This is a genomic window from Pseudolabrys sp. Root1462 (assembly GCF_001426945.1).
In the GTDB taxonomy this organism is placed as follows: Bacteria; Pseudomonadota; Alphaproteobacteria; order Rhizobiales; family Xanthobacteraceae; genus Pseudolabrys.
Genome location: NZ_LMFS01000001.1, coordinates 2,050,184 through 2,073,116, shown reverse-complemented (window position 1 = coordinate 2,073,116; position 22,933 = coordinate 2,050,184). Strand labels below are relative to the sequence as shown.

Below are 22,933 nucleotides of genomic sequence, written 5' to 3'. Positions count from 1 at the left end.
ATGCGGCCCGATTCGCCGGAAAACGCCGTCATGGCCATCGATAGCGGCCGTTCTCGCGCCATTTATGCCGCCATTCCGGCTTCGAGCCGTGGTCGGCTCGTGGCCGAGCCGCCGAGCCCGACCCGCAACGATTTCCGCCGCGACTGCGACCGCATCATCCATTCGGCGGCGTTCCGCCGGCTCGCCTACAAGACCCAGGTCTTCATCTATCACGAAGGCGATCACTACCGCACCCGCCTGACCCATACGCTGGAGGTAGCGCAGATCGCCCGCTCGCTGGCCCGTGCGCTCGGCTGCGACGAGGACCTCGCGGAAGTGGTGGCGCTGAGCCATGACCTCGGCCACACGCCGTTCGGCCACGCCGGCGAGCGTGCGCTCGACCGGTTGCTCGCCGATGCCGGCGGCTTCGATCACAACGCCCAGGCGCTGCGCATCGTGACTGACCTGGAGCGCCGCTACGCCGACTTCGACGGCCTCAACCTGACCTGGGAGACGCTCGAGGGCCTGGTCAAGCACAACGGACCGCTGATGGGCCGCGACGCCGCGCCGACGCGGCGCTACGCCGCCCATGGCGTGCCGCGGCCGGTTCTCGCCTTCAACCGGCGCTTCGATCTGGAACTGTGGTCACAGGCTTCGGCGGAGGCGCAAATCGCCGCCGTTGCCGACGACATTGCCTATAACGCGCACGACATTGATGACGGCCTGCGTGCCGATCTGTTCACGCTGGGCGATGTCGCCTCGGTGCCGTTTCTCAACGACATCGTGCGGGAAATCCACGAGCGCTATCCAAGCCTCGAGCCGACACGCCGCGTCCATGAAGTCACGCGCCGCGTTATCACCCGAATGATCGAGGACGTCATCGGCGAAAGCGAACGGCGCCTCGCGGCGCTCGGGCCGGGCAGTGTCGCCGATATTCGCCAAGCCGGGGCTCCCGTTGTCGGCTTCTCCGACTCCATGACTGCAGTCGATGCCGCGATCAAGGGCTTCCTCTATCCGCGCATGTACCGGCACAGCCGCGTCATGCGGGTGATGCACGATGCGGAGGAGGTGGTCGCCGACCTGTTCGCGCATTTCCTGAAGGCCCCGGCCGATCTGCCGGCCGAATGGCGCGAGGGTTTCGATACGCTCGACGCAACCGCTCAAGCGCGCCGCGTTGCCGATTATATCGCCGGCATGACCGACCGCTACGCGCTCGCCGAGCACGCTCGCTTCTTTGCCGCGACGCCGGAACTGCGCTGAGCCTCACGCCGCCGCGGACGTTGCCGCATATTCCATCACGACATCGAACAGCGCGCCGCTGGGCGGGAAATCGCGCCAGGCGGGATTGCTGGCCAGCGCACGGAAGCCGTCGTCATGCGCGTCGCGCCAGTCGGCTTCGGTGCGCCACAGCACGTAGTTGATGAAGCGGAATCGCGCATCTGGCGTGGTAGCCCGGTGCAGGCGGTTCGAGATAAAGCCCGGTTTTTCGCGCATGTAACGATTGACCGTTTCCCACATCGCGTAGAATTCGTCCTCGCGGCCTGCGGGCACCTCGAAACAATTGATGAAGATCGCTGGCTTGCTCATCGCGTGGTCCTCTTGCGGCTGTCGCGTTGCGCTTCGGCTTGAATGACGTCGAGGGCCCAAAGGATGGCTTCCTCGGCTTGTTCGGGGCTCAGCCCCGATTCTTCTTGCAGGCTGACAAAAGCATTCAGGCTGCATAGACAGGTGAGAATGGCGGCGGCGCGCTCGGCGTCGCGGCGCGGCAAACCTGGCGCCTTGGCGCGGACGTCGCGGCGGATCGCATCGGCCCGCGCGGACCGGAAGCTGCCGCGTACGGCGCGTCCGCTTTCGGTCGCGAGCAGGGCCCGGGCGAGCTTCGGCCGGCCGCGCATGCGTTCGGTGCCAGCGCGGAAGCTCGCCGCGATGCCGCCATCGCCGATCCCCGGCTCAATGTTGAAAACGTGACCGCGCACCCAATCGCCCGCAGCGGCGATGAGATCGCCGCGGGTCGGAAAGTAGCGATAGAGTGTCCGCCTCGAGACCCCAGCCTCGCGCGCCAGATCCTCCATGCCGACGGTGTCGATATCGCCGGCCTCCAGATGCGCGACCAGCGCATCGAGAATGGCTTCACGCGCCAGCGCGGCGCGGCGGTCCTGCAAAGGCGTTGCGCTCATGGCCCGCAATTAGGCCAAATGGCACACGTGTGTCAAGTAGGCACGACTGTGCCGTCGCGGGCCGAACCGCGGTTCGGCCGACCGAGCGCTGCTCAGGTCCTGAACGCGTTGCGCATTCGGCCGGCGACCACGTAGGCGATTGGGATGGCGACGATGAAGCCGACGAGGGCGGCGTAGGGGATGTACTGGCGATCATGCGCGGCGAGCGACGGCACGCTGAGCACGATCATGACGGCGATGCCGGCGAGCGTGGTGCCGATCATCATCCAAACAGGGGCGGCGATTTTGAGCATGGTGACCTCCTGAATCGCGACAAGCATTCAGGAGCCGGTGGGCCATCGCGGCCTTGATCTCGGTCAAGGCTACCGGCGGTTACCGCAGCCGATCCGGTATCGCTAGACCTTGAAGCCAATGCGGAAGCCGCCCCAGTGCCGGCCGTTGACGACGATCGGCGCCGAGACATCCTTCATGAGCACGAATTCGCCGCCGCCCATGTCGCGGCGGTAGGTCTGCAGCAGGAAGGCGCGCTCGCTGCGGCCGGCGGAGAGGCCGGTGCGATCATTGAACATGCGGCGGTTGCGGCAGTTGGCGGCGTTCCAGGCCGGATCGGCGCCCTGCGGCTGCGAGTATTTGAGGTTATGCGTCGGCAGAAAGGCGTTGCGGTCGATGGCAGCGCAGAACACGATCCGCGGATCGGCCTCGAGCACCGGCTCCTGGATCTCCGGGAGCACCTTGTCGGTGAAGGCGACGAAGCGCGTCATCATCTGCTGCGGATCGGACTTAGGAATAGGCACATAGCGTTCGTCGAACAGATCGGCGGCGCTGATCGTGCCCTTGGCGATGGCGCGTTCAAACTGCGCGGCAATCGCGCTCGCGGTTTTCTGGCACAGCGCGACCAGCGGCGTGTCCGGCGTCTTGATGCCGGAGTCGGCGATGAAAATGAGGAAGTCTTCGCTGATGGTCAGGATCGAGTCCGTGCGCGCCTTGGCTTGCGTGAGCTTGCCGGCGCCGGCCTCGACCGCGCCGACGAGGCCGGTTAGCTCGCTGTTGAGCGTCTCGAAACTGGCGCTGTTGCGTTCGACCTGTTCGGCCATGGTACTGATTTCACGGGTCACGCCCTGAACGGTGTCGACCAACGCGTGCAGCTCGGAGATCGACTGCTGAGCGCCGGCCGATTCCGTTTTGGCGGCGAGGGCAATCTTGGTGTTGCCGTCGGCCTGGCCGACGAGTTCGGACAGGGTCCCCGCCAGCTTCTCCAACTGCGCCTGCGCGTCCTTGGTCGACTGCCGCGATTGCTCGGCGAGCCGTTTGACAGCGGCGGCGATCACGGCGAAGCCGGCGCCGGCGGTGCCGGCATGCACGGCTTCGATCGAGGCGTTGAGGGCCAGCAATTCGGTTTCGTCGGCGATGCGGCGCACCGCCGCGCTGGTTTCCTGGACGTCATGGATGGTCGCGGCGACCTTCTCGATGGTCGCCTTGAGCGCGATGGCGCCATCGCCAAGCGCTTCGATCTTCTCGATCGACCGGGTGAGCGATGTCGATACGTGACCGGCGCTGTCGCGCAGAGTCGCTTCGGTCGTGTCGGCGGAGAGGCGCGCTGCTTCCATCGCCGCAGCGAGCAGGGCGTTGGTCTCGGCCATTTGCCGCGCGGCCGCGATGGCGCCCTCGGCGCTCTTGGATTGGGTCTGGCCGAGCGTGGTGAGGTCGCCGATCAGGCCGGCGGCGTCGGCAATCTCGACGCTCAATCGGCCGGCACGGTCGCCGATGTCCGACAGCGGCGACGGGCGGCTATCCCTCCGCAGGGGCATTCGCAAGAGTCGTGCGGCCATGCGCTTCGCCCCGATTTTTAAGCCTTATCGCGGCGGACGTTACGAAATTACGGTTAACACATGTTTATCGGTGGCCAAGGCGGCCTTCTTCCATGGAACTTGTTTCGATATTGAGGCGTTACGGGCCCGGGCGGGGAAGCCGGATCGGCGGCGCACGGCGATGCGCTGGCCGGCGCGGTGGGGCAAGGACGGGGTCATGGGGCAGATGGAGCGGCAAGCCGAGATCGCCGGTGCGGTGACGCCCGGGTCGCGGCTCAATGCGGTCAGCGAACTCTCAGCCCTCTATCTTCTCACCGATCGCCTCTATCGCGCGCGTTCCCAAGCCGAGGTTTACGAAGCCGCGCTCGATGCCATCATGGGCACTTTGTCCTGTACCCGTGCTTCCATTTTGCTGTTCGACGAGGCTGGGATGATGCAGTTCGTCGCCTGGCGCGGTCTGTCCGATCATTACCGCAACATGCTTCGCGGCCATTCGCCGTGGCGGCCCGGGGACCGCGATCCGCAGCCGATCTTCGTCTCCGACATCGATGACACGTCCGAAGCGGACTGGATCAAGGAAACCATCCGCAACGAGGGTATCTGCGCCCTCGGGTTTATTCCGCTGGTCGCCGACGGCGAAGTCGTTGGCAAGTTCATGACCTACTATCCGGACCGGCGCAGCTTCACGGCTTCGGAGATCGAACTCGCCGTCACCATCGCGCGGCAGGTCGGCTTCAGCCTGGAGCGGGCGCGGGCCGATGCGCGCCGTCGCGCCGCGGAAAACGATCTCCGCGAATCCGAACAACGCTTCCGGGTGATGTCGGAAAACGCGCCCGTGATGATCTGGATGAGCGACAAGGACGGCCACTGTCTCCACCTCAATCGCATGCTGCGCGAGTTCTGGGGCGTTTCGGAGCAGGGTATCGCCAGCTTCAATTGGGCGCAGACCACTCATCCGGAAGACATGCCTGAGGTCGGCCGGGCGATAGGCGAAGCCATGGCCGAGCGCCGCTTGTGCACCATCGTCGGCCGCTACAGGAGCGCGCTGGACGGCGCCTACCACGTGCTGCAGACACACGCCCAGCCGCGCCTGTCGGCGTCGGGTGAATTGCTCGGCATGATCGGCGTCAACATCGATATCAGCGAACGCCAGCGCGCCGATGCGCAGCGCGAGCTGCTGCTGGCCGAGCTCAACCATCGCGTCAAGAATACGCTCGCCGTGGTGCAGGCCATGGCCAATCAGACATTCCGGGGCGTTGCCCGCGAGCCGCGGCAGGCCTTTGAGAACCGGCTGATGGCCTTGGCGGCGGCACATAATCTGCTCACCGCCTCGAACTGGGAAAACGCCGCGTTGTCCGACATCGCGCGCGACGCGCTGCATGCCGGTGACGCCTATAAAGACCGCGTCGATATCGCCGGTCCGCGCGTTCTACTGCCGCCGCGTGAGGCGCTGGCGCTGGCTATGGCGTTCCACGAGTTGACGACCAACGCGGTAAAGTACGGCGCGCTGTCGAACGACAAGGGCCGCGTCAGTCTTGCCTGGTCCCGCGCCGATGGCGACAGCCGCCTCTTGCTCATCGACTGGCAAGAAAGCGGCGGACCCGCGGTCGAGCCGCCGAACCGGCGCGGTTTCGGCTCGGTGCTGCTCGAGCGCAGCCTCAAGGAAGATCTTCGCGGCAAGGTCGAATTGAGCTATCGGCCTGCCGGCTTGAGCTGTGCAATTGAATTACCCTGGCCGGCGCCGGCCTGAGCGGCGCGCGGATCTCATCCGCGCGCCGCTACCGATTCAGCCCGGCAGCGCGTAGGCGACCACCTGATCGCCCGTCTGAGGTTTGAGGATGGCGTTGCCGCCAGCGACGAACACGACATATTGCTTGCCGTTGTAGGTGTAGGTCGCGGGATTGGCGACCGACGGCGCATCGACCAACGCCTGCCACAAGACGTCACCGGACTTCAGATCGATGGCGCGGACGCGCGCGTCCATCGAGCCGCCGACGAAGATCAGGCCCGACTTGGTGACGAGCGGCCCGCCGATGGTCACGGAGCCCCATGACTTCGGCATGTAGAAGCCCCACTTCTGGGACACGCCGAACGGCTTGCGCCACAGGAGCTTTCCGCTGTTGAGGTCGTAAGCCGACATGGTGCCATAAGGCGGCTTCCAGCACGGCATGCCGAGGAAGTTGACGAAATTCGTCAGATAAAAGCCGTAGGGCGAGCCCGCCTGCGGATAGTAGCCATTGGCGCCGGGGTCGGCGCCCTTGTCGGCGGCCTCGTAATCCTTGCGGGTCATCAGTTTATAAATCTGCGCGACGTTCGACGAGTTCACCACATAGATGCCGCTCGTCGGATCGACGGCGCCGCCGCCCCATTCGACGCCTCCCGCCGTGGAAGGATAGGCAAGACTGCCCTTTAGGCTGGGCGGCGTGTAGCGGCCGTCATAGCGAATTTGCGCGAACATCCGCGAGCACTGTCCGAAGCTCGCGATGTCGGCGACGGCCGATATGCCGGGAAACTCATCAGGCACCGTCGGCGCCAGCCCCGTCGGATAGGGTTGCGTCGGCGAGGCCTGTTCGCCGTCCACATCGGACGCCGGGACCTTGTGCTCCTCGATCGGGTAGATCGGTTCGCCCGTCAGGCGGTTGAGCACGAACAGAAAGCCCATCTTGCTGGACTGCACCAAAGCCGGGATGGTCCGGCCGTCCTTGTGAATATCGACCAGCGTCGGAGGCGCATCGGTGTCGTAATCCCAGATGTCGTGATGGACGATCTGCCGGATCCAGAGCACCTGACCGGTGTCGGCGTTGAGCGCGGTGACCGACGTCGCGGCCGGGATATTCTCCTTGCGATTGCCGCCGTAGAAATTCGGGCTCGGCGAGCTGATCGGCAGATAAAGAATGCCGTGCTCGGGATCGATCGACATGCTGGCCCAGACATTGGCCGTGCCGGTCTTCCTGCGGATATCTTCCGGCAGGGCGTTGAAGGTCCGTTTCAGCGCGCCGGTGCGCGCATCGACGGCGAAGATGGTGCCCGGAGGCGCTTCGGCGTCGGCCCAGTCCTTGCCCGCCCAGCCAATGTAGAGCGTGTCCTTATAAACAGTCGGCGGCTGCAGGATCGACAACGGCCACTTGGCGTTCGTTGTGTTCCACTGGTTGATATCGAGCACGCCCTTGTTGGCGAAACCGTCGCACGGCTTGCCGCTGTCGGCGTCGACCGCATACAGCTTGGCCTCCATCGTGCCGACATAGACCATCTTATCGCAGGCCTTGCCGCTCTCCGGATTGGCCGCCTGCCAATAGGCGACGCCGCGGGTTTTCAGGTCAGGCTGCGTCACCGCCTTGAGGACCGCGTGCGTATCGTAGGTCCACTTCACCTTTCCGGTGTCGGGCGCGATAGCGAAGATGCGATAGAACGGTGTCGATACGTATACCGTATTGTTGACGAACAGTGGCGTCGCCGACCAGTCGCTCTTCGACGCCTTGCCGCTGCCATCGGACATGTCGCCGGTGTGCACTTCCCAGGCCTTGGTCAGCTTGGCGACGTTCTGCGGCGTAATCTGATCGGCGGTCGAATATTTGTGGTTTTCGAGATCGCCGTTGAAGGTGTACCAGCCATCGTAATGCGTGGCGCCGACCACGGGCGCCGCGGGCTGCTGCTGCGGAGCCGGCGACTGCGGCGCGGCGTCTTGCGCGCGCGACATCGTGCCTTGAGCGATAAAGGCACCGACGGCGATTGCGGCAATGCCGGCCGCGGCCATTGTCCCGGCTTGTTGCGGCTTAATGAGACTGGCAACGAAACCAATCGCGGCGACGATCATGGCGGCCACGACGAAATAGGCCTCGAGCATATACGCCGCAAATCCCGTGCCCACGATGTCCAGTGCGATGAGGACGATGAACAGCGCACGAAGCCATCTCGCCATCGGCAAGGATGCGACGGCCAGGAATGCGGCGACCATCAGCGCCGTCGAAACGACGACGAGGCCCGCGCCGGCGGTGCCGTGAATTCCATTGCCCCGCCAGAAGTAATTGAAAATCGTGAGTGCAAGGGCAATGACGGCGCCGGCGCCGATCAGCCATGTTCCAAAGCTTGGACGCCTGCGCTCCCGTGAATTGTCAGTACCGGTTCTTGGCCGGCTTGGATCGTTGATCATAACAGCCCTCATTCGCAAACACGTCGCGACCCCAGTAGAGGAACCGGCACGGTTGGCGAAGGTTCCGCGATCAACGCATCGCGGAGCGGGCGCGGGCCTGCGGCCGCCTCAGGAGCGCGTGACGATATCGCTGATGATCCGGCCGACATCGGCATGTCCGGCGTCGAGCGCATCGCCATCCAGCGTCGCACCGGTGATGTAGGTCGCAACAAACAGCGTCGGCCGGCTCTTCGGCCGCACCAGCGCGACGACGTTCGCGGTGGCATTGGCGCCCGAACCGGTCTTGTCGGCGGTGCTCCAGTCGTGCGGCAGCCCGGCGCGCAGGCGCTTCAGCCCGGTCTTCGAATCCGTCATCCAGCCTTCGAGCATTTGTACGGACGTCGGCGCCAGCGCATTGCCGGCGAGGATGCGGCGGAGGTCTTCGGCGATGGCGCGCGGCGTCGTCGTGTCGCGGGGGTCGCCGGGAATGGCCGAATTCAGCTCCGGCTCGAAGCGGTCGAGCTGCGTGTCGTGGTCGCCGATCGAGCGGGCGAAGGCCGTCACCGCCGCCGGTCCGCCGATCGCGCGCATCACCAGGTTGGCGGCCGTGTTGTCGCTGAGCGTGACCGCGGCCGCGCAAAGATCGTGTACCGACATGCCGCCTTTGCCGACATTGGCCTTGGTGACCGGGGCATAGCTCAGCAGGTCGGCTTCGCCAAAGGGCAGCACCTGGTCGAGCGTGATCGAACCCTGTTCAGCACGCTTGAGCGCCGCCGCGCCGAGCAGGAATTTGAACGTGCTGCACATCGGGAAGCGCTCGGTGTCGCGGTGCGCGATCAGGACGCGGCCGGTCGCATCGCTGACATAGACGCCGAGACGGCCTCCGAGCTTGGTCTCGAGGTCGGCGATCCGCTTGGCGGGCGGGTCGATGGCCCAGGCGGGCTTCATCGTCGCGGCCAGCGTCAACGAACCGAGCCCCGCGAGCGCGTGGCGGCGGGTGAAGGCGTCCGAGCGAAAGGGCATGATGCGGCATTCCAATGGCTGGTAGCGGGGGCGGGGCGGCGATAAAGCCTTTCAATCGTGGCGATCACGCGGCATATACCACGCTCGGCTTAGACTCGCCTTCCGAAACCCTTACCCGCGGCATTCCTGATGGCAAAAGTGAAGAAACAATCGGCGAAGCGTTCGGCCAAGGCCAGAACCAAAAACCAGTCCAAAACCAAGGCCGGACCAAAGCGTAGCCAGGCTCGCACCAAAGGGAAGAGCAAGTCTACCGCTGTGAAAAAGTCGACCGCTGCGAAAAAGTCCGCCGCGGCGAAAAAGAAGAAGGCTGCGGCGCCGCGCAAACTGCCTGCGACGCCGATCAAAAAGCTCGCCAAAAAAACGGTGAAGAAGTCGGCGCCGTCGCGCGGCGGCGCAAAAAAAACCGTCAAGAAGACGCTCAAGTCGCGGACGCGGAAGCCGGCCGCGCCGGTCACGAAAGCGCCGGTGGCTGCGACCACAACTGTCAGTGTGGCGCCAGCCGCCAAGCCCGCCAGGAAGCCCGCCAAAAAGCCAGCCGACAAGCCCGCTGCGACAGCGGCTGCTCCGGCACCGCAATCGTTCTTGAGCAGTGTGGTGGAGACGGTCCGCGCCGCTGCGGCGGCCGTGCTCGCGCCTGTTCTCGGTTCGGCGCCGCAGACGCATCTGTTCGCCGAGATGCTGGCGCGCGTGCGTGGCGCCGCCGGCGCCGTGCTCGGGCCGGATGCGGATCTGTCGCGTATCGTCGTCGAGCCTCCGCGCGATGCCTCGCATGGCGACATGGCGACCAACGCTGCCATGGTGCTGGCCAAGGAAGCGGGCAAAAATCCGCGCGAACTCGCCACGGCCATTGCTGAAAAACTGCGCGACGATTCGCAGATCGAGAAGGTCGATATCGCCGGCCCCGGCTTTATCAATCTGACGCTGACGGCCGATGTCTGGCCGAAGGCACTGCGCGCGGTGCTGGAGCAGGGCAAAACCTACGGCAAGGGCGCGGTGGGCGCCGGCCACAAGGTCAATGTCGAATACGTCTCCGCCAATCCAACCGGCCCGCTGCATGTCGGCCATGGCCGCGGCGCGGTGTTCGGTGACGCGCTGGCGAGCCTGCTCGCCGCCGCCGGCTATGACGTGACGCGCGAGTATTACATCAATGATGCGGGCGCCCAGGTCGATGTGCTCGCGCGCTCGGCCTTCCTGCGCTATCGCGAAGCACTCGGCGAGGACATCGGCGAAATTCCGGAAGGCCTGTATCCCGGCGATTATCTGAAGGAATGCGGCCAGGAGCTCGCCACCGATTACGGCGACAAGCTCAAAGCCATGCCGGAAAGCGAATGGCTGCCGATCGTGCGGCGCCGCGCCACCGACATGATGATGGCCGAAATCCGCAACGATCTGGCACGGCTGCGCATCGTGCCCGACGTGTTTTTCTCGGAGCGTTCGCTGATCGAGGGCGAGGAGCCCGATCCATTTGCCACCGATTTGCCGGTGGCGAGGCCGGCCGATGTCGTCGCGCAAACCATTGATGCGTTGCGCGAGCAGGGCAACGTCTATGAAGGCCGGCTGCCGCCGCCGAAGAGCGGCAATCTCGAGGACTGGGAGGATCGCGAACAGACGCTGTTCCGCTCCACCGACTTCGGCGACGACGTCGATCGCCCGCTGCTGAAGTCCGACGGCAGCTACACATATTTCGCCACCGACATCGCCTATCACAAGTCGAAGGTCGATCGCGGCTTTGCCGACATGATCGACGTCTGGGGCGCCGATCACGGCGGCTACGTCAAGCGCATGCAGGCCGCGGTCAAGGCGGTTAGCGGCGGCAAGGCCGTGCTCGACGTCAAGCTGGTGCAGTTGGTGCGGCTGTTGCGAAACGGCGAGCCGGTGAAGATGTCGAAGCGCGCCGGCGACTACATCACGTTGCGCGAGGTGGTCGATGAAGTCGGCAAGGATGCCGTTCGTTTCGACATGCTGTATCGCAAGAACGACGCCGTGCTCGACTTTGATCTGGCCAAGGTCATCGAACAAAGTCGCGAGAACCCGGTGTTCTATGTGCAGTACGGCCACGCTCGCGGCCGCTCGATTTTCCGCACTGTGGCGGCCGACATGCCGCAGCTCCAAACGGACGCGGCGGCGCTGCGCTCTGCGGATCTGACCCGCCTGACCGACGCCGGGGAACTTTCGATCATCCGCAAACTGGCGTTATTTCCGCGCATGATCGAGGCCGCCGCCCAGGCTCATGAGCCGCACCGGGTTGCCTTCTATCTGTATGAGCTCGCAAGCGAATTTCACGCTCAATGGTCGCGGGGAGGCAAGGAATCGCCGCATTTACGGTTCATTATCCAGGATGATCCACAAACAACACTGGCGCGGCTCGCCTTGGTGCAAGGCATCGTGACCGTGCTGGCGTCCGGCCTCGATCTGCTCGGGGTCGAAGCGCCCGACGAAATGCGGTAGTCTTAAGATCTGCCGGAGCGCGCATGACGCGAACCCCTGAGGGACAGGGTGATCGCGCTGGGGACGATGCGCGAGTTGTACATTCAGTGCCGGGGACGCCATGGCGGACGACCACAATCAGCAGGCTTATCGCGCAAGCGAGGCTTCCTCGCGCGGGCAGGGTGGCGGCTCGGGCAATGACCCGCTCGCTGAGCTCGCCCGGCTGATCGGGCAGAGCGATCCTTTCGGCGAATACGGCCGTAACAACGGCAACCGCACGCCCGCCGCCGCTTCGGACCAGACTGCCGGCTGGCAGGGCGATAGTCTGCCGCATCCGAATGAGCAGCCGACCCTGCCGAACCAGAGCGCCTATTCGGAGCAGGCCTACGGCGCTCCGGCGTTCGGCCGCCAGGCTTTCGGCAGCGCGCCGTTGTCCACGGACACGACCGAGTATTATCCCGTCGATGCGCACGCGCCCGGCTATCGTTCGCAGGGCTACGATCCTGCCGATTACCCGCCGGGTACGGTGCCGAGCTACGAGGAGGGCTTTCCGCCGTCTCAGGAGCCGCTGCATGACGTGCACCAGCAGTTCGGCCCTCCGTCCGACGACGGATACTACGATGACGTCGCGCCGAGCCGCCGTCGTATCGGCATCACCGCCATCGCCGGCGTTTTCGCGCTGGCAGTGCTCGGCACCGCCGGCGCGCTCGGCTACCGCGCAGTCTTCGGTCCGTCTTCGGCACCGACCAATCCGCCGGTCATCAAGGCCGACAACGCGCCCAGCAAGATCGTGCCCGCGACCCCGAACAAGGATGCCGGCAAGACCATCACCGATCGCGTCGGCAACAGCGGCAACGGCCAGATTGAGCGGCTCCTGTCGCGCGAAGAGCAGCCAGTACCTGTCACGGCGGCGGCGGGCAATACCAACTCGGCCTTCCCGCCGAACCAGGCGGGCACCGCGCCAGCCCTGGGCAGCGGCGTGGTCGGCGATCCGAAGAAGGTCAGGACGATCGCCATTCGTCCCGATCAGGCCAATGATGGCGCAGCGTCGGCCCCTGAGGTGGCGCCGACGCCGACGGCCGTGAGCACCGCCGAACCGACGCCAAGGCCAATCTCAGTCACGCCCCGGCCGATCGCGACCACCTCGGAGCCAGCCCGTCCGGCGCCGCAGGGTCAAGCGCCTCGGCAAGCGGCGGCCCAACCGAGCCAGCCAGCTCAACCGGCTCCAGCTCCGGCGCCGCGCCACAGCAACGCGCCGCTGTCGCTCAATCCAAACGCGGTGCAGGCCCAAGCTCCAGCGCAGGCGCGCCCTGAGCGCGTCGCCTCGACGGCCCCCGAGGCGCCAGTGGCGACCTCGGCCGGCGGCGGCGCCTATGCCGTGCAGGTCTCATCCCAGCGCAGCGAGGCCGACGCCCAGGCGGCGTTCCGCGCCCTCCAAGGCAAATTTCCGGCCCAGCTCGGCGGCCGCCAGCCCGTGATCCGGCGCGCCGATCTGGGCGCCAAGGGCATCTACTTCCGCGCCATGGTCGTGGTCGGCTCGAACAGCGAGGCGGGCGAACTGTGCTCCAGCCTGAAGGCTGCGGGCGGGTCCTGCATCATCCAGCGCAACTAGGCTGAAAGTCCGGCGCGAGCCATCAACAGCCTTGCATCCGGGCTTCCTTGCCCGCGCCGTTGGCGCGGGCTAAGCCGCGCCTCATGGCTTCGCGCGCATTCATCACCGGCCTGTCGGGTCTGACGATTACGCCGCTGGAACGCGCCTTTTTGCGCGAGGCCGCGCCATGGGGCCTCATCATCTTCAAGAGGAACATCAGCAATCCTCAGCAGGTTGCTGATCTGGTTCGTGATTTCCGCGATGTTGTCGGCTGGGAAGCGCCGGTGCTGGTCGATCAGGAGGGAGGCCGGGTGCAGCGTCTCGGTCCGCCGCATTGGCCGGTCTATCCACCGGGCGGCGTCTATGGGGCCATCTACGACCGCGACCAAGCCTCGGGCCTCGCCGCCGCGCGCCTCGGCGCCCATCTGATCGCCTCGGACCTGAGGGCGCTCGGCATCGACGTCGACTGCCTGCCTTTGGCCGACGTCCCCGTCTCAGACGGGGATCCGATCATCGGCGACCGCGCCTATGGAACCGATCCGGCCAAGGTCGCAGCCATCGCCGGCGCGGTGGCGGACGGGCTTCTGGCCGGCGGCGTGCTGCCGGTGCTCAAGCATCTGCCGGGGCACGGCCGCGCCCGCGCCGACAGCCACAAGGAACTTCCCGTGGTCGATACCGACCGCGCCACGCTGGAACGGACCGACTTCGCCGCGTTCCGGCCGCTGGCGGGTCTGCCGCTCGGAATGACCGCGCATGTTGTGTTCAGCGCCATCGACCGCCTCGCCCCCGCCACGACTTCGGTCACAATGGTGCGCGAAGTGATTCGCGGATCGATCGGATTCGCAGGTTTGCTGATGAGCGACGACGTCTCGATGGGCGCTTTGTCGGGGACAATTGCCGAGCGCAGTCAGCAAGCGCTCGCCGCCGGCTGCGATGTCGTGCTTCATTGCAACGGCGATCTTGCTGAGATGCGCGAGGTCGCCGGCGTCGCACCCGAACTCGGCGGCGCGGCCGCCAGGCGCGCCGACGCCGCGCTCGCCTTGCGGTCGCAGCGCGAAGAGTTCGATGTCGCGGCCGCTCGCGAGATTTTCAACGCGATGGTGGCGTAACGCCCGCATCGAACGCGTGAAGGATGACAGGCTTATGACGCCTGACGAATTCGACAACAAGCTCGTCGCGGCGATGGACGAGGATCGCGGCGTCACCGATCAGGCGATGATCGTCGACGTCGAAGGCTTCGAAGGTCCGCTTGATCTGCTGCTCACGCTCGCGCGGCAGCAGAAGGTCGACCTGCACAAGATCTCGATCCTCGCGCTCGCCGATCAATATCTCATCTTCATCGAGCAGGCGCGCAAGGTGCGGCTCGAACTCGCCGCGGACTATCTCGTGATGGCGGCGTGGCTGGCTTATCTCAAGTCGCGGCTGCTGCTGCCGGAAGCCGCGCCGGGCGAGGGGCCGTCCGCCGAAGACATGGCGATGGCGCTGGCCAACCGGTTGCGCCGGCTCGAGGCGATCCGCGAATTCGCCACGAAGATGATGGAACGGCCGCAGCTCGGCCGCGACGTGTTCGAGCGCGGGCTTCCGGAGCCGATTGCCGAGATCAAGAAGCCGGAGTGGACGGCGACCTTGTACGATCTGCTGTCGGCCTACGCGACGCAGCGTCAGCGCACCTCATTGTCGCGCGTGCAGTTCAAGAAGCGCACCGTGTGGTCGCTGTCCGAGGCGCGGCAGACGCTCGAGAGGCTGATCGGCTCCTCCGCTGACTGGTCGCGGATCGACAGTTTCCTCGTTCAGTACGTGGTCGAGCCGGCGCTCGCCGCCACCGTGTTCGCGTCCTCGTTCGCCTCAGCGCTCGAACTGGTTCGCGAGGGTCAGGCGGAAATCCATCAGAAGAATACGTTCGCGCCGATTTACATGCGCAAACGTGTCAGCGCGAACGGCATTGCATCGTCGCATGACGCACAAGAAAACGCATAAGGAGACCGAGACCATGCCCTCAGCGGCCAAAAAGCTCGTAGTGGTTTCGAACGACGAGCCGGCACCCGCGTCCGTCGAGACCGAAGAGACGATGATCGTCGAGGTCGAGGTGGCGGACGAGCCGGCGGCACGTCCCGAAGAGTTGCGCCTGCTCGAGGCCTTGCTGTTCGCCGCGTCCGAGCCGCTCGACGAACCGACCCTCGTGCGCGCACTGCCGGACGGTGTCGACGTCAAGGCGGCGCTCGCCGCGCTGCAGGCCGAATACGCCATCCGCGGCGTCAACCTGGTGCGCATCGGCAAGAAGTGGGCGTTCCGCACCGCTTCCGATCTGTCGTGGCTGCTCACCAAGGAAACCGTCGAGCAGCGCAAATTGTCGCGCGCCGCGATCGAGACCCTGGCCATCATCGCCTATCACCAGCCGGTGACCCGCGCCGAGATCGAGGAGATCCGCGGCGTCGCCACGGCGGCCGGTACGCTCGATGTGTTGCTCAAGACCGGCTGGATCCGCCCGCGCGGCCGCCGCAAGGTGCCGGGCCGTCCGATTACCTACGGTACCAACGAAGCCTTCCTGTCGCATTTCGGTCTCGAAGAAGTGACCGATTTGCCGGGCCTCGACGAACTGAAGGGCTCGGGCCTGCTGGAAGGCAACATGCCGCCCGGTTTCTCGGTGCCGATGCCGTCGGACGACAGCACGTTGCGCGACGACGAGGACCCGCTCGAGCCGGGCGATCTCGACCTCGGCCTGGCGCCGGCGCCGGAAGCGTCCAGCGAGCCGGAATCGCCCGTCGGGGAACCGTCGGACGGCGAGGGCGAGAAGTAGTTTCGCGGCCATTCCGGGAGGCGAACGAAGTGAGCGAACCCGGAATCCAGAGGTGATGGCGTGCTTTTCCGGATTCCGGGTTCGGCCTTGGGCCGGGCCCGGAATGACCAGGGCCCGCGCCATTTGGCCCCTTAACCAAGCCCGGTTAACTCCTTGTTTTTGCCGCCTACGCGGCCTAGTTTCAGTTTCAAACATCAAGGCGGGACGAGCCCGGGGGCCAAAGCCCGTCGCCGCGGAGGATAGGTTATGGGTTCCTTTAGTGTCTGGCACTGGCTGATCGTCATCGTCGTGGTGATGCTGATGTTCGGCGGCCGGGGCAAGATTTCCGGCCTCATGGGCGACTTCGCCCAAGGCATCAAGGCCTTCAAGAAGGGCATGGCCGAAGACGACAAGACCGCCGAGGCCAAGCCGGAGCCGGTCAAGTCGATCGAAACCGGCGCCCAGAAGACCGAAGCCGAGCGGCGCGCCGAAGGCGCACACTCCTGAGCGGACCTCGCGCGGGAGCAGCCTTGGTACATGCCTGGGTCGCGCCCTTGGGTCGCGGCCGCTAGGTCGAATTCGGGATCGGAGCAATGTTCAATTTCGGTTGGGGCGAGATCGTCCTCATCGGCATCGTCGCGCTGATCGCGATCGGGCCGAAGGAGCTGCCAACCGTTCTGCGCAGCGTTGGCCAGATGGTCGCCAAGCTGCGGCGCATGGCCAATGAATTCCAGGGCCAGTTCCAGGAAGCTTTGCGCGAGGCGGAAATCGCCGACCTGAAAAAGACCGCCGATGAGATTACCTCGGCGGTCAAATCGCAGGTCACTGACTTCACCAAGATCGATCCCTTGGCGGACGCTCGCCGGGACGTCGAAAAGGCGTTCGAGGAGCCGGCCGGTTCGCCGACGTCGACCGCCAGCGACTTCGCGCCGGAAACGGCGCCCGTGTTGCCCGTTGCGACGACCGAAGCGCTGCCGCCGCCCGCGGAGCGGGAAGCCCTGCCGCCGCCGGCCGAGCAGCATGCCGATCTCGCCAATCACGATTTGAAGATCGACGTACCGTTTCCCGAGCCGGTGCCGCCGCCGACCGCGGAGGACTTCGCGATCAAGACGGCGGACGTGCAGACGGCGGCCGAGCCCGCGACGACGACGGCGGACAAGAAGGCCGGAGGCGCGGCGTGAGTCACGACGACATCGAGGCCACCAAAGCGCCGCTGATGGATCACCTGATCGAGCTGCGTTCGCGGCTGATCAAGGCGCTCATTGCGTTCGGCCTCATGTTCGCGCTGTGCTTTTTCTTTGCCAGGGACATCTACAACATCCTGGTGTGGCCCTTCGTCTGGGTGGCCGGCGCGGAAAATTCCAAGTTCATTTACACGGCGCTGCTCGAATATTTTATCACCCAGCTCAAGCTCGCGATGTTCGGCGCGGCGTTCCTGTCGTTTCCGGTGGTCGCCGCGCAGATCTACATGTTCGTCGCGCCGGGGCTCTACAAGCACGAGCGCAACGCCTTCCTGCCTTATCTGATCGCGACCCCGTTCTTCTTCGCGCTCGGCTCGGCGGTGGTCTATTTCCTCGTGCTGCCGATGCTGATCCGCTTCTCGCTGCACATGCAGCAGCCGGGCACCGCGACCGAAGCCTCCATCGCGCTGATGCCGAAAGTCGGCGAGTACCTGTCGCTGATGATGACCCTGGTGCTCGCCTTCGGCGCCGCGTTCCAGTTGCCTGTCATCCTCACGCTGCTCGGCCGCATCGGCATCATCACCGCGCAGCAGCTCAAGGATAAGCGGCGGTATTTCATCGTCGGCGCCTTCATCCTCGCCGCGGTGCTGACGCCGCCGGATGTCATCAGCCAGCTCTCGCTCGCGGTGCCGCTGCTGATCCTCTACGAGGGTTCGATCATCTCGGTGGGCATGGTCGAAAAGAAGGTCGCGGCCGAGGCAGCCGCCAAGGAAGAGGCCGACGCGGCCGCCGCCGCCAAGGTCGGCGCCGGGCCGGATTGAGGCAACCTGTCATTGCGGGAAGCGACGCAGTCGGGACCCGAAATCCATAGTCCGCAGCGCCGGGAGGATGGATTCCGGGCTGCCTTAAGGGCCGCGCTCCGGAATGACGGGGGCTATCTTTCCCGCCTCGCAAAATCCGACTAGAACGCCCGCCATGTATGACATTCGTTGGATTCGCGAGAACCCCCAGGATTTCGACCGCGGCCTGACCCGGCGCGGGCTGGAGCCGTTGTCGGCCAAACTGATTGCGCTGGACGAGAAGCGCCGGGCCGCCATTACCGCTTCCGAGCAGGCGCAGGCAAGGCGCAACGCCGCGTCTAAGGAGATCGGCCAGGCCAAGGCCAAAAAGGACGAGGCCGCCGCGCAGGCGCTGATGGCCGAGGTCGCGACGCTGAAGGAGACCATGCCGGCGCTCGAGGCCGAGGCCAAGCTGCATGGCGATGCGCTCGACAAGGAGTTGGCGCAGATCCCGAACGCGCCGCTCGACGATGTGCCCGACGGCGCCGACGAGCACGGCAATGTCGAGAAGTCGAAGTCAGGCGAGAAGCGCAGCTACGCGTTCACGCCGAAGCAGCATTTCGAACTCGGCGAAGACCTCAAGCAGATGGATTTTGAAGCCGCGGCCAAGTTGTCCGGCGCGCGCTTTGTCGTGTTGCAGAAGGGCCTGGCGCGGCTCGAGCGCGCGCTCGGCCAGTTCTTCCTCGACACCCACGTCGACGACCACGGCTATACCGAAGTCAATCCGCCGTTGCTCGTCAAAGACGACGTGATGTTCGGGACGGCGCAATTGCCGAAGTTCGAGGACGATCAGTTCTGGGCGGTTAGCGGCGATGTGTTCGCCAACAATGCGACGGCGGCCGCCATGAAAGGCGCACGCTGGGGCCTCATCCCCACAGCCGAGGTGCCGCTCACCAATCTCGTGCGTGAATCGATCGTCACCGAGGACGAACTGCCGCTGCGGCTCACCGCCTGCACGCCATGCTTCCGCGCCGAAGCCGGCGCGGCGGGGCGCGACACGCGCGGCATGATCCGTCAGCACCAGTTCACCAAGGTCGAACTCGTCTCCATCACCACGCCGGAAAAATCGTGCGAGGAGCACGAGCGCATGCTCGCCTGCGCCGAGGCGGTGCTGAAGAAACTCGATCTGCATTACCGCGTCGTCACGCTCTGCACCGGCGACATGGGCTTTGCCTCGCAGAAGACCTACGACATCGAGGTCTGGCTGCCGGGCCAGAACATGTTCCGCGAGATTTCGTCGTGCTCGGTGTGCGGTGATTTCCAGGCGCGGCGCATGAATGCGCGCTTCCGCGACAAGGACAACAAGGTCCGCCACGTCCACACGCTCAACGGCTCGGGCGTCGCTGTCGGCCGTGCGCTGATCGCGGTGATGGAAACCTATCAGCAGGACGGCGGTTCGATCGCCGTGCCGGACGTGCTCAAGCCGTATATGGGCGGCGTCTCGGTGATCGAGAAGAAATAGCCAATGCGCATCCTCATCACCAATGACGACGGCATTCACGCGCCGGGCCTGATCGCCTGCGAAAAGATCGCGCGGACGATGTCCGACGACGTCTGGATCGTGGCGCCGGAAACCGATCAGTCCGGCGTGTCGCATTCACTGTCGCTGAACGATCCGCTGCGGCTGCGCGAGATCGACGACCGGCGCTTTGCCGTGAAGGGTACGCCGACCGACTGCGTCATCATGGGTATGCGCCACATCCTGAAGGACGTGCCCGATCTCGTCATTTCCGGTGTTAATCGCGGCCGAAACGCCGCCGAGGATGTTTTGTATTCCGGCACTGTGGCTGGCGCGATGGAAGCGGTACTGCTTGGCGTGCCGGCTTTCGCGCTGTCGCAGGCCTACACCTTTACGACCAAGCACGCGCCGCGCTGGGAAACGGCGATCGCGCATGCCCCGGGTATCATCGACAAAGTGCTCAAAGAGGGCATGCCGAAGAACGTCCTCGTCAACGTCAACTTCCCCGATTGCGAGCCTGACGAAGTCGAGGGCATCGGCGTGTCGATGCAGGGCAAGCGCAATCAGGATCTGCTGCGCATCGAGGCGCGCCACGACGGCCGCGGCAATCCGTATTTCTGGATCGCCTTTGCGCGCGGCGCGCAGATGGATGCATCGCCGGGCAGCGACCTTGCCGCGCTGGACGGCAAGCGCATTGCGGTGACGCCGCTGCGGCTCGATCTCACCGACGAGCCGTTCATGACGCGGCTCGCCGAGGTGTTGGGCTAGGCGGCTGACGACAGCTCGATCAACGCGGCTTCGAGCTTCTCCGACTGGAACGGCTTCTGCAGCGTCGGCCGGCCGCGGAAGTGCTCGGGCAGGCCGCCGGCGCCGTACCCGGTGACGAAGATGAAGGGCAGGTTGCGCTCGGCCAGGATTTGGGCGACCGGGAAAATCTCCTGTCCCTCAAGATTGACGTCCAGTATCGCGAGGTCGAAGCCGCCGGCGACCGCAAGGGCCCGCGCCTGGTCCACCGTTGCGGCTGACCCGGCGATCTCGTGTCCGAGATCGACCAGCATATCCTCAAGCAACGTTCGAATTAGGAATTCGTCTTCGACCACGAGAATACGGGTCGGTGTAGTCGGACGTTCGCTCATAGATCGCCTGTGCCCCTCGATCGAACCGCAGGAAACCGTGACCCGGTTCCAATGGTTCCGAATTCGGTCCTTATCCGCCAATCATGGCTGAATTGCCGCCCCCCATGATACGCTATTTTTGAGGAGTCGCGCGCTTGGCTAACGAAAGCGGACAGCAGCAGGATATCGACCGGGCGGGGTTCCTGCTCACCTTGCGGCAGCGCGGCATTGGCGACCAAGCCGTATTGCGGGCGATGGAACAGGTTCCGCGGGCGGCCTTTGTGCCGACCGGCTCGCTGACCGGCGCCTATGCCGACCAGGCCTTGCCGATCGACTGCGGGCAGAGCATCAGCCAGCCTTATGTGGTCGCCTACATGACCGAGCGGCTGGCCTTGAAGCCGCACCACCGGGTGCTCGAGGTCGGCACCGGGTCCGGCTATCAGGCCGCAATCCTGTCAAAGCTTGTCCGCGAGGTGGTAGGCATCGAGCGGTATCGCACCCTGGCCGATCAGGCCCGCGAGCGGCTGAAGGCCGGCGGCTACAACAATGTCGAGGTCATTCATGCCGACGGCATGGATGGTTGGCCGGATCGTGCGCCTTACGACCGCATTCTCGTCACCGCGGCGGCGGACGAGGCGCCGGCGGCCCTTATCGAGCAGCTTGCCGACGACGGTGTCATGATCATGCCGCGCGGGCCCCATAATGGCCCGCAGCACATCGTCAAGCTTGCCAAGAGGCAAACGCCGGAGAGCGTCACGCTCGATGAGGAGCGGCTCATTGCGGTGCGGTTTGTGCCGCTTTTGGCCGGGAAGGCGCGCGAACTCTAGCTTTTGCGCGGCATCGGCGGAGCCGCCTTAATTGCCGCTGTGATATTTTTGCCGGTTTGAGTATCGAACGCGTAACCAAACCGCGATGTCTTAAACCCTTATTTACTCAGCGCTGCTTTATTTAAAACGCAAAGTATTTTGTGTCCGAGTGAGTAACCTTATGTCACGCCGCATTGCGTCTCCTCGATCGCACACCTGGCCGCGCGTTGCCGCCCTCACTGTCATGGGCGTGGCGCTGGCCGGTTGCTCGAACTCCGCCCGCTTTGACGCGCCATACCCGACCGCTTCGCGCCAGGCTCCGCCGCGCGGCGAGGTCACGGGTTCCATTTCGCACAGCGCCGCGCCGACCAATCGCGTCGTGTCGCAGCCCTTGCCGAGCCCGCCGCAGACGGTGGCGTCCGGCGGCGGCTATTCGACCGGTTCGCAGGGGCTGGGGGCTTATCGCCCGGCGCCGCAGCCGCAATACCAGTCGCACAGCAATTCCGACGTGACCGGCAGCGTGACCGCGCCGGCGCAGCCGTCCGGGCACTGGACCTGGGACGGCGGTCAGCCGGTGACCATCGGCCAGGGCGAGACCGTCGAAATGATCGCCCGCCGCCACGGCGTGCCGGCCAGCGCGATCCTGCAGACCAATGGCATCAGCAGCCCGTCGCAGGTCCGCCCCGGTCAGCGTCTCGTCATTCCGCGCTATGTGTCGGGTCCGGCCGCCGCCGCGCAGGCGTCGGCTCCGGCTTACAGGCCGGCGGCGCCAGCCGTCGCTGCGGCCGCGCCGGTATCGGGCGAAAACGTCCATGTCGTCGGTGCCGGCGAAAGCCTGATCGGCATCTCGCGCCGTTACGGTACGACGCTGTCGGCGCTCGCCCACCTCAACGGCATCTCACCTTATACGCGCGTCAGCGTCGGCGACCGGATCAAGGTGCCGGGCGGCCGCCAGACCGCGGCGCAGGCCCCGCGCGCGCAGCAATTGCAGGTGCCGCAGGCGCAGTACCAGCCGCAGCATGTTGCCACCGCCGCCCCGGCGCCGCAGCTCACCCGGCCGCAGGTGACGCAGCCGCAGGGGACCTGGCCGAACAACACTGCGCCATCGGTTGCTCCGGCCCGCACCATCCCGATCGAACGCGCGGCCTCACCCGAGCCGACGCAGAGTGTCCGCATGGCGACGCAGGAAGCGCCGAAGGCGGAAGCCGCCCCGGCGCAGGCCGCCGAGCCCGCCGGCGCCATGCCGTCCTTCCGCTGGCCGGTGCATGGCCGCGTCATCGCCGCTTTCGGCTCGAAGCCGAACGGCACGCAGAACGATGGCATCAACATCGCGGTGCCGGAAGGCACGCAGATCAAGGCCGCCGACGACGGCGTCGTCGCCTATGCCGGCAACGAACTGAAGGGCTACGGCAATCTCGTGCTGATCCGTCACTCGAACGGCTACGTGTCGGCTTATGCCAATGCCAGCGAACTTCTGGTCAAGCGCGGCGACACCATCCGCCGCGGCCAGGTGATCGCGCATTCCGGCCAGACCGGCAACGTGACTTCGCCGCAGCTGCACTTCGAGATCCGCAAGGGTTCGACCCCGGTCGATCCGACCAAGTTCCTCGGCGGCTAAAGCGC

22 protein-coding genes are annotated in these 22,933 nt (G+C 65.6%); 14 read left to right on the top strand and 8 right to left on the bottom strand.

The annotated features are described in order from the left end of the window. Positions 1-30: 30 nt before the first annotated feature. Positions 31-1,239: a deoxyguanosinetriphosphate triphosphohydrolase gene (locus ASD45_RS10180; protein ID WP_056912699.1), complete on the top strand. Its 1,209-nt coding sequence runs from the start codon at positions 31-33 to the stop codon at positions 1,237-1,239. 3 nt (positions 1,240-1,242) lie between these two features. Here the strand turns inward: ASD45_RS10180 and ASD45_RS10175 are convergent, their stop codons facing one another. The 4 genes from ASD45_RS10175 to ASD45_RS10160 all read right to left on the bottom strand — a co-directional run bounded on the left by ASD45_RS10175 (position 1,243) and on the right by ASD45_RS10160 (position 3,964). Beyond that, positions 1,243-1,566: an antibiotic biosynthesis monooxygenase gene (locus tag ASD45_RS10175; RefSeq protein ID WP_056911380.1), complete on the bottom strand. Its 324-nt coding sequence runs from the start codon at positions 1,564-1,566 to the stop codon at positions 1,243-1,245. Continuing rightward, positions 1,563-2,156, bottom strand: a complete 594-nt coding sequence (locus ASD45_RS10170; RefSeq protein ID WP_056911379.1) for a TetR/AcrR family transcriptional regulator — start codon at positions 2,154-2,156, stop codon at positions 1,563-1,565. The genes ASD45_RS10175 and ASD45_RS10170 overlap by 4 nt, the downstream gene beginning before the upstream one ends. A gap of 92 nt (positions 2,157-2,248) precedes the next feature. Continuing rightward, positions 2,249-2,449 (bottom strand): hypothetical protein, encoded by a 201-nt coding sequence (locus ASD45_RS10165; protein ID WP_056912698.1) that lies wholly within the window; start codon positions 2,447-2,449, stop codon positions 2,249-2,251. A 102-nt stretch (positions 2,450-2,551) separates the two neighbouring features. Then, on the bottom strand, positions 2,552-3,964 hold the full coding sequence (locus tag ASD45_RS10160; RefSeq protein WP_056911378.1) for a methyl-accepting chemotaxis protein: 1,413 nt from the start codon (positions 3,962-3,964) through the stop codon (positions 2,552-2,554). Positions 3,965-4,145: 181 nt separating this feature from the next. On the opposite strand from ASD45_RS10160, the gene ASD45_RS23450 reads away from it, so the two are divergent. Then, positions 4,146-5,714 carry an HWE histidine kinase domain-containing protein gene (locus tag ASD45_RS23450; RefSeq protein WP_056911377.1) on the top strand — a complete coding sequence of 523 codons (1,569 nt, stop codon included), beginning with the start codon at positions 4,146-4,148 and terminating at the stop codon, positions 5,712-5,714. A gap of 36 nt (positions 5,715-5,750) precedes the next feature. Here the strand turns inward: ASD45_RS23450 and ASD45_RS10150 are convergent, their stop codons facing one another. From ASD45_RS10150 to ASD45_RS23700, 3 genes are all read right to left on the bottom strand, one after another. Next, positions 5,751-8,114: a PQQ-binding-like beta-propeller repeat protein gene (locus tag ASD45_RS10150; RefSeq protein WP_082540761.1), complete on the bottom strand. Its 2,364-nt coding sequence runs from the start codon at positions 8,112-8,114 to the stop codon at positions 5,751-5,753. Positions 8,115-8,222: 108 nt separating this feature from the next. Continuing rightward, a complete protein-coding gene (bla, locus tag ASD45_RS10145; RefSeq protein WP_056912696.1) occupies positions 8,223-9,116 on the bottom strand; it encodes a class A beta-lactamase in 894 nt (297 codons plus the stop codon). 89 nt (positions 9,117-9,205) lie between these two features. Then, positions 9,206-9,643 (bottom strand): hypothetical protein, encoded by a 438-nt coding sequence (locus ASD45_RS23700; RefSeq protein WP_162249372.1) that lies wholly within the window; start codon positions 9,641-9,643, stop codon positions 9,206-9,208. Between the two features lie 148 nt (positions 9,644-9,791). Here ASD45_RS23700 and ASD45_RS10140 point away from each other — a divergent pair, with 148 nt between their 5' ends. From ASD45_RS10140 to surE, 10 genes are all read left to right on the top strand, one after another. Then, the gene (locus tag ASD45_RS10140; protein WP_056912695.1) at positions 9,792-11,564 is read left to right on the top strand and encodes an arginine--tRNA ligase; all 1,773 of its coding nucleotides are present in this window, start codon (positions 9,792-9,794) and stop codon (positions 11,562-11,564) included. Positions 11,565-11,664: 100 nt separating this feature from the next. Further along, positions 11,665-13,155 carry an SPOR domain-containing protein gene (locus ASD45_RS10135; protein ID WP_056911376.1) on the top strand — a complete coding sequence of 497 codons (1,491 nt, stop codon included), beginning with the start codon at positions 11,665-11,667 and terminating at the stop codon, positions 13,153-13,155. An 83-nt stretch (positions 13,156-13,238) separates the two neighbouring features. Then, the gene (gene nagZ / locus ASD45_RS10130; protein WP_056911375.1) at positions 13,239-14,243 is read left to right on the top strand and encodes a beta-N-acetylhexosaminidase; all 1,005 of its coding nucleotides are present in this window, start codon (positions 13,239-13,241) and stop codon (positions 14,241-14,243) included. Between the two features lie 73 nt (positions 14,244-14,316). Further along, positions 14,317-15,111: a ScpA family protein gene (locus ASD45_RS10125; protein WP_244485454.1), complete on the top strand. Its 795-nt coding sequence runs from the start codon at positions 14,317-14,319 to the stop codon at positions 15,109-15,111. A gap of 91 nt (positions 15,112-15,202) precedes the next feature. Then, complete coding sequence (scpB, locus tag ASD45_RS10120; protein WP_056912694.1) at positions 15,203-15,931, top strand: SMC-Scp complex subunit ScpB; 729 nt, start codon at positions 15,203-15,205, stop codon at positions 15,929-15,931. 246 nt (positions 15,932-16,177) lie between these two features. Then, positions 16,178-16,417, top strand: coding sequence for a twin-arginine translocase TatA/TatE family subunit (locus ASD45_RS10115; RefSeq protein WP_056911373.1), 240 nt, complete (start codon positions 16,178-16,180; stop codon positions 16,415-16,417). A gap of 86 nt (positions 16,418-16,503) precedes the next feature. Next, entirely contained in the window at positions 16,504-17,091 is a 588-nt protein-coding gene (tatB, locus tag ASD45_RS10110; protein ID WP_056911372.1) for a Sec-independent protein translocase protein TatB, read from the top strand. After that, on the top strand, positions 17,088-17,912 hold the full coding sequence (gene tatC, locus ASD45_RS10105; RefSeq protein WP_056911371.1) for a twin-arginine translocase subunit TatC: 825 nt from the start codon (positions 17,088-17,090) through the stop codon (positions 17,910-17,912). Before tatB ends, tatC begins: the two co-directional genes overlap by 4 nt. Positions 17,913-18,066: 154 nt before the next feature. After that, positions 18,067-19,392 carry a serine--tRNA ligase gene (gene serS / locus ASD45_RS10100; RefSeq protein WP_056911370.1) on the top strand — a complete coding sequence of 442 codons (1,326 nt, stop codon included), beginning with the start codon at positions 18,067-18,069 and terminating at the stop codon, positions 19,390-19,392. Between the two features lie 3 nt (positions 19,393-19,395). Beyond that, positions 19,396-20,157, top strand: coding sequence for a 5'/3'-nucleotidase SurE (surE, locus tag ASD45_RS10095; RefSeq protein ID WP_056911369.1), 762 nt, complete (start codon positions 19,396-19,398; stop codon positions 20,155-20,157). Here surE and ASD45_RS10090 read toward each other — a convergent pair. Further along, complete coding sequence (locus tag ASD45_RS10090; protein WP_056911368.1) at positions 20,154-20,525, bottom strand: response regulator; 372 nt, start codon at positions 20,523-20,525, stop codon at positions 20,154-20,156. The two genes, surE and ASD45_RS10090, sit on opposite strands and share 4 nt — an antisense overlap. A gap of 134 nt (positions 20,526-20,659) precedes the next feature. On the opposite strand from ASD45_RS10090, the gene ASD45_RS10085 reads away from it, so the two are divergent. Both ASD45_RS10085 and ASD45_RS10080 read left to right on the top strand, forming a co-directional pair. Continuing rightward, positions 20,660-21,331, top strand: coding sequence for a protein-L-isoaspartate(D-aspartate) O-methyltransferase (locus ASD45_RS10085; RefSeq protein WP_082540760.1), 672 nt, complete (start codon positions 20,660-20,662; stop codon positions 21,329-21,331). 160 nt (positions 21,332-21,491) lie between these two features. Next, positions 21,492-22,928 carry a peptidoglycan DD-metalloendopeptidase family protein gene (locus ASD45_RS10080; RefSeq protein WP_082540759.1) on the top strand — a complete coding sequence of 479 codons (1,437 nt, stop codon included), beginning with the start codon at positions 21,492-21,494 and terminating at the stop codon, positions 22,926-22,928. Positions 22,929-22,933 lie beyond the last annotated feature (5 nt).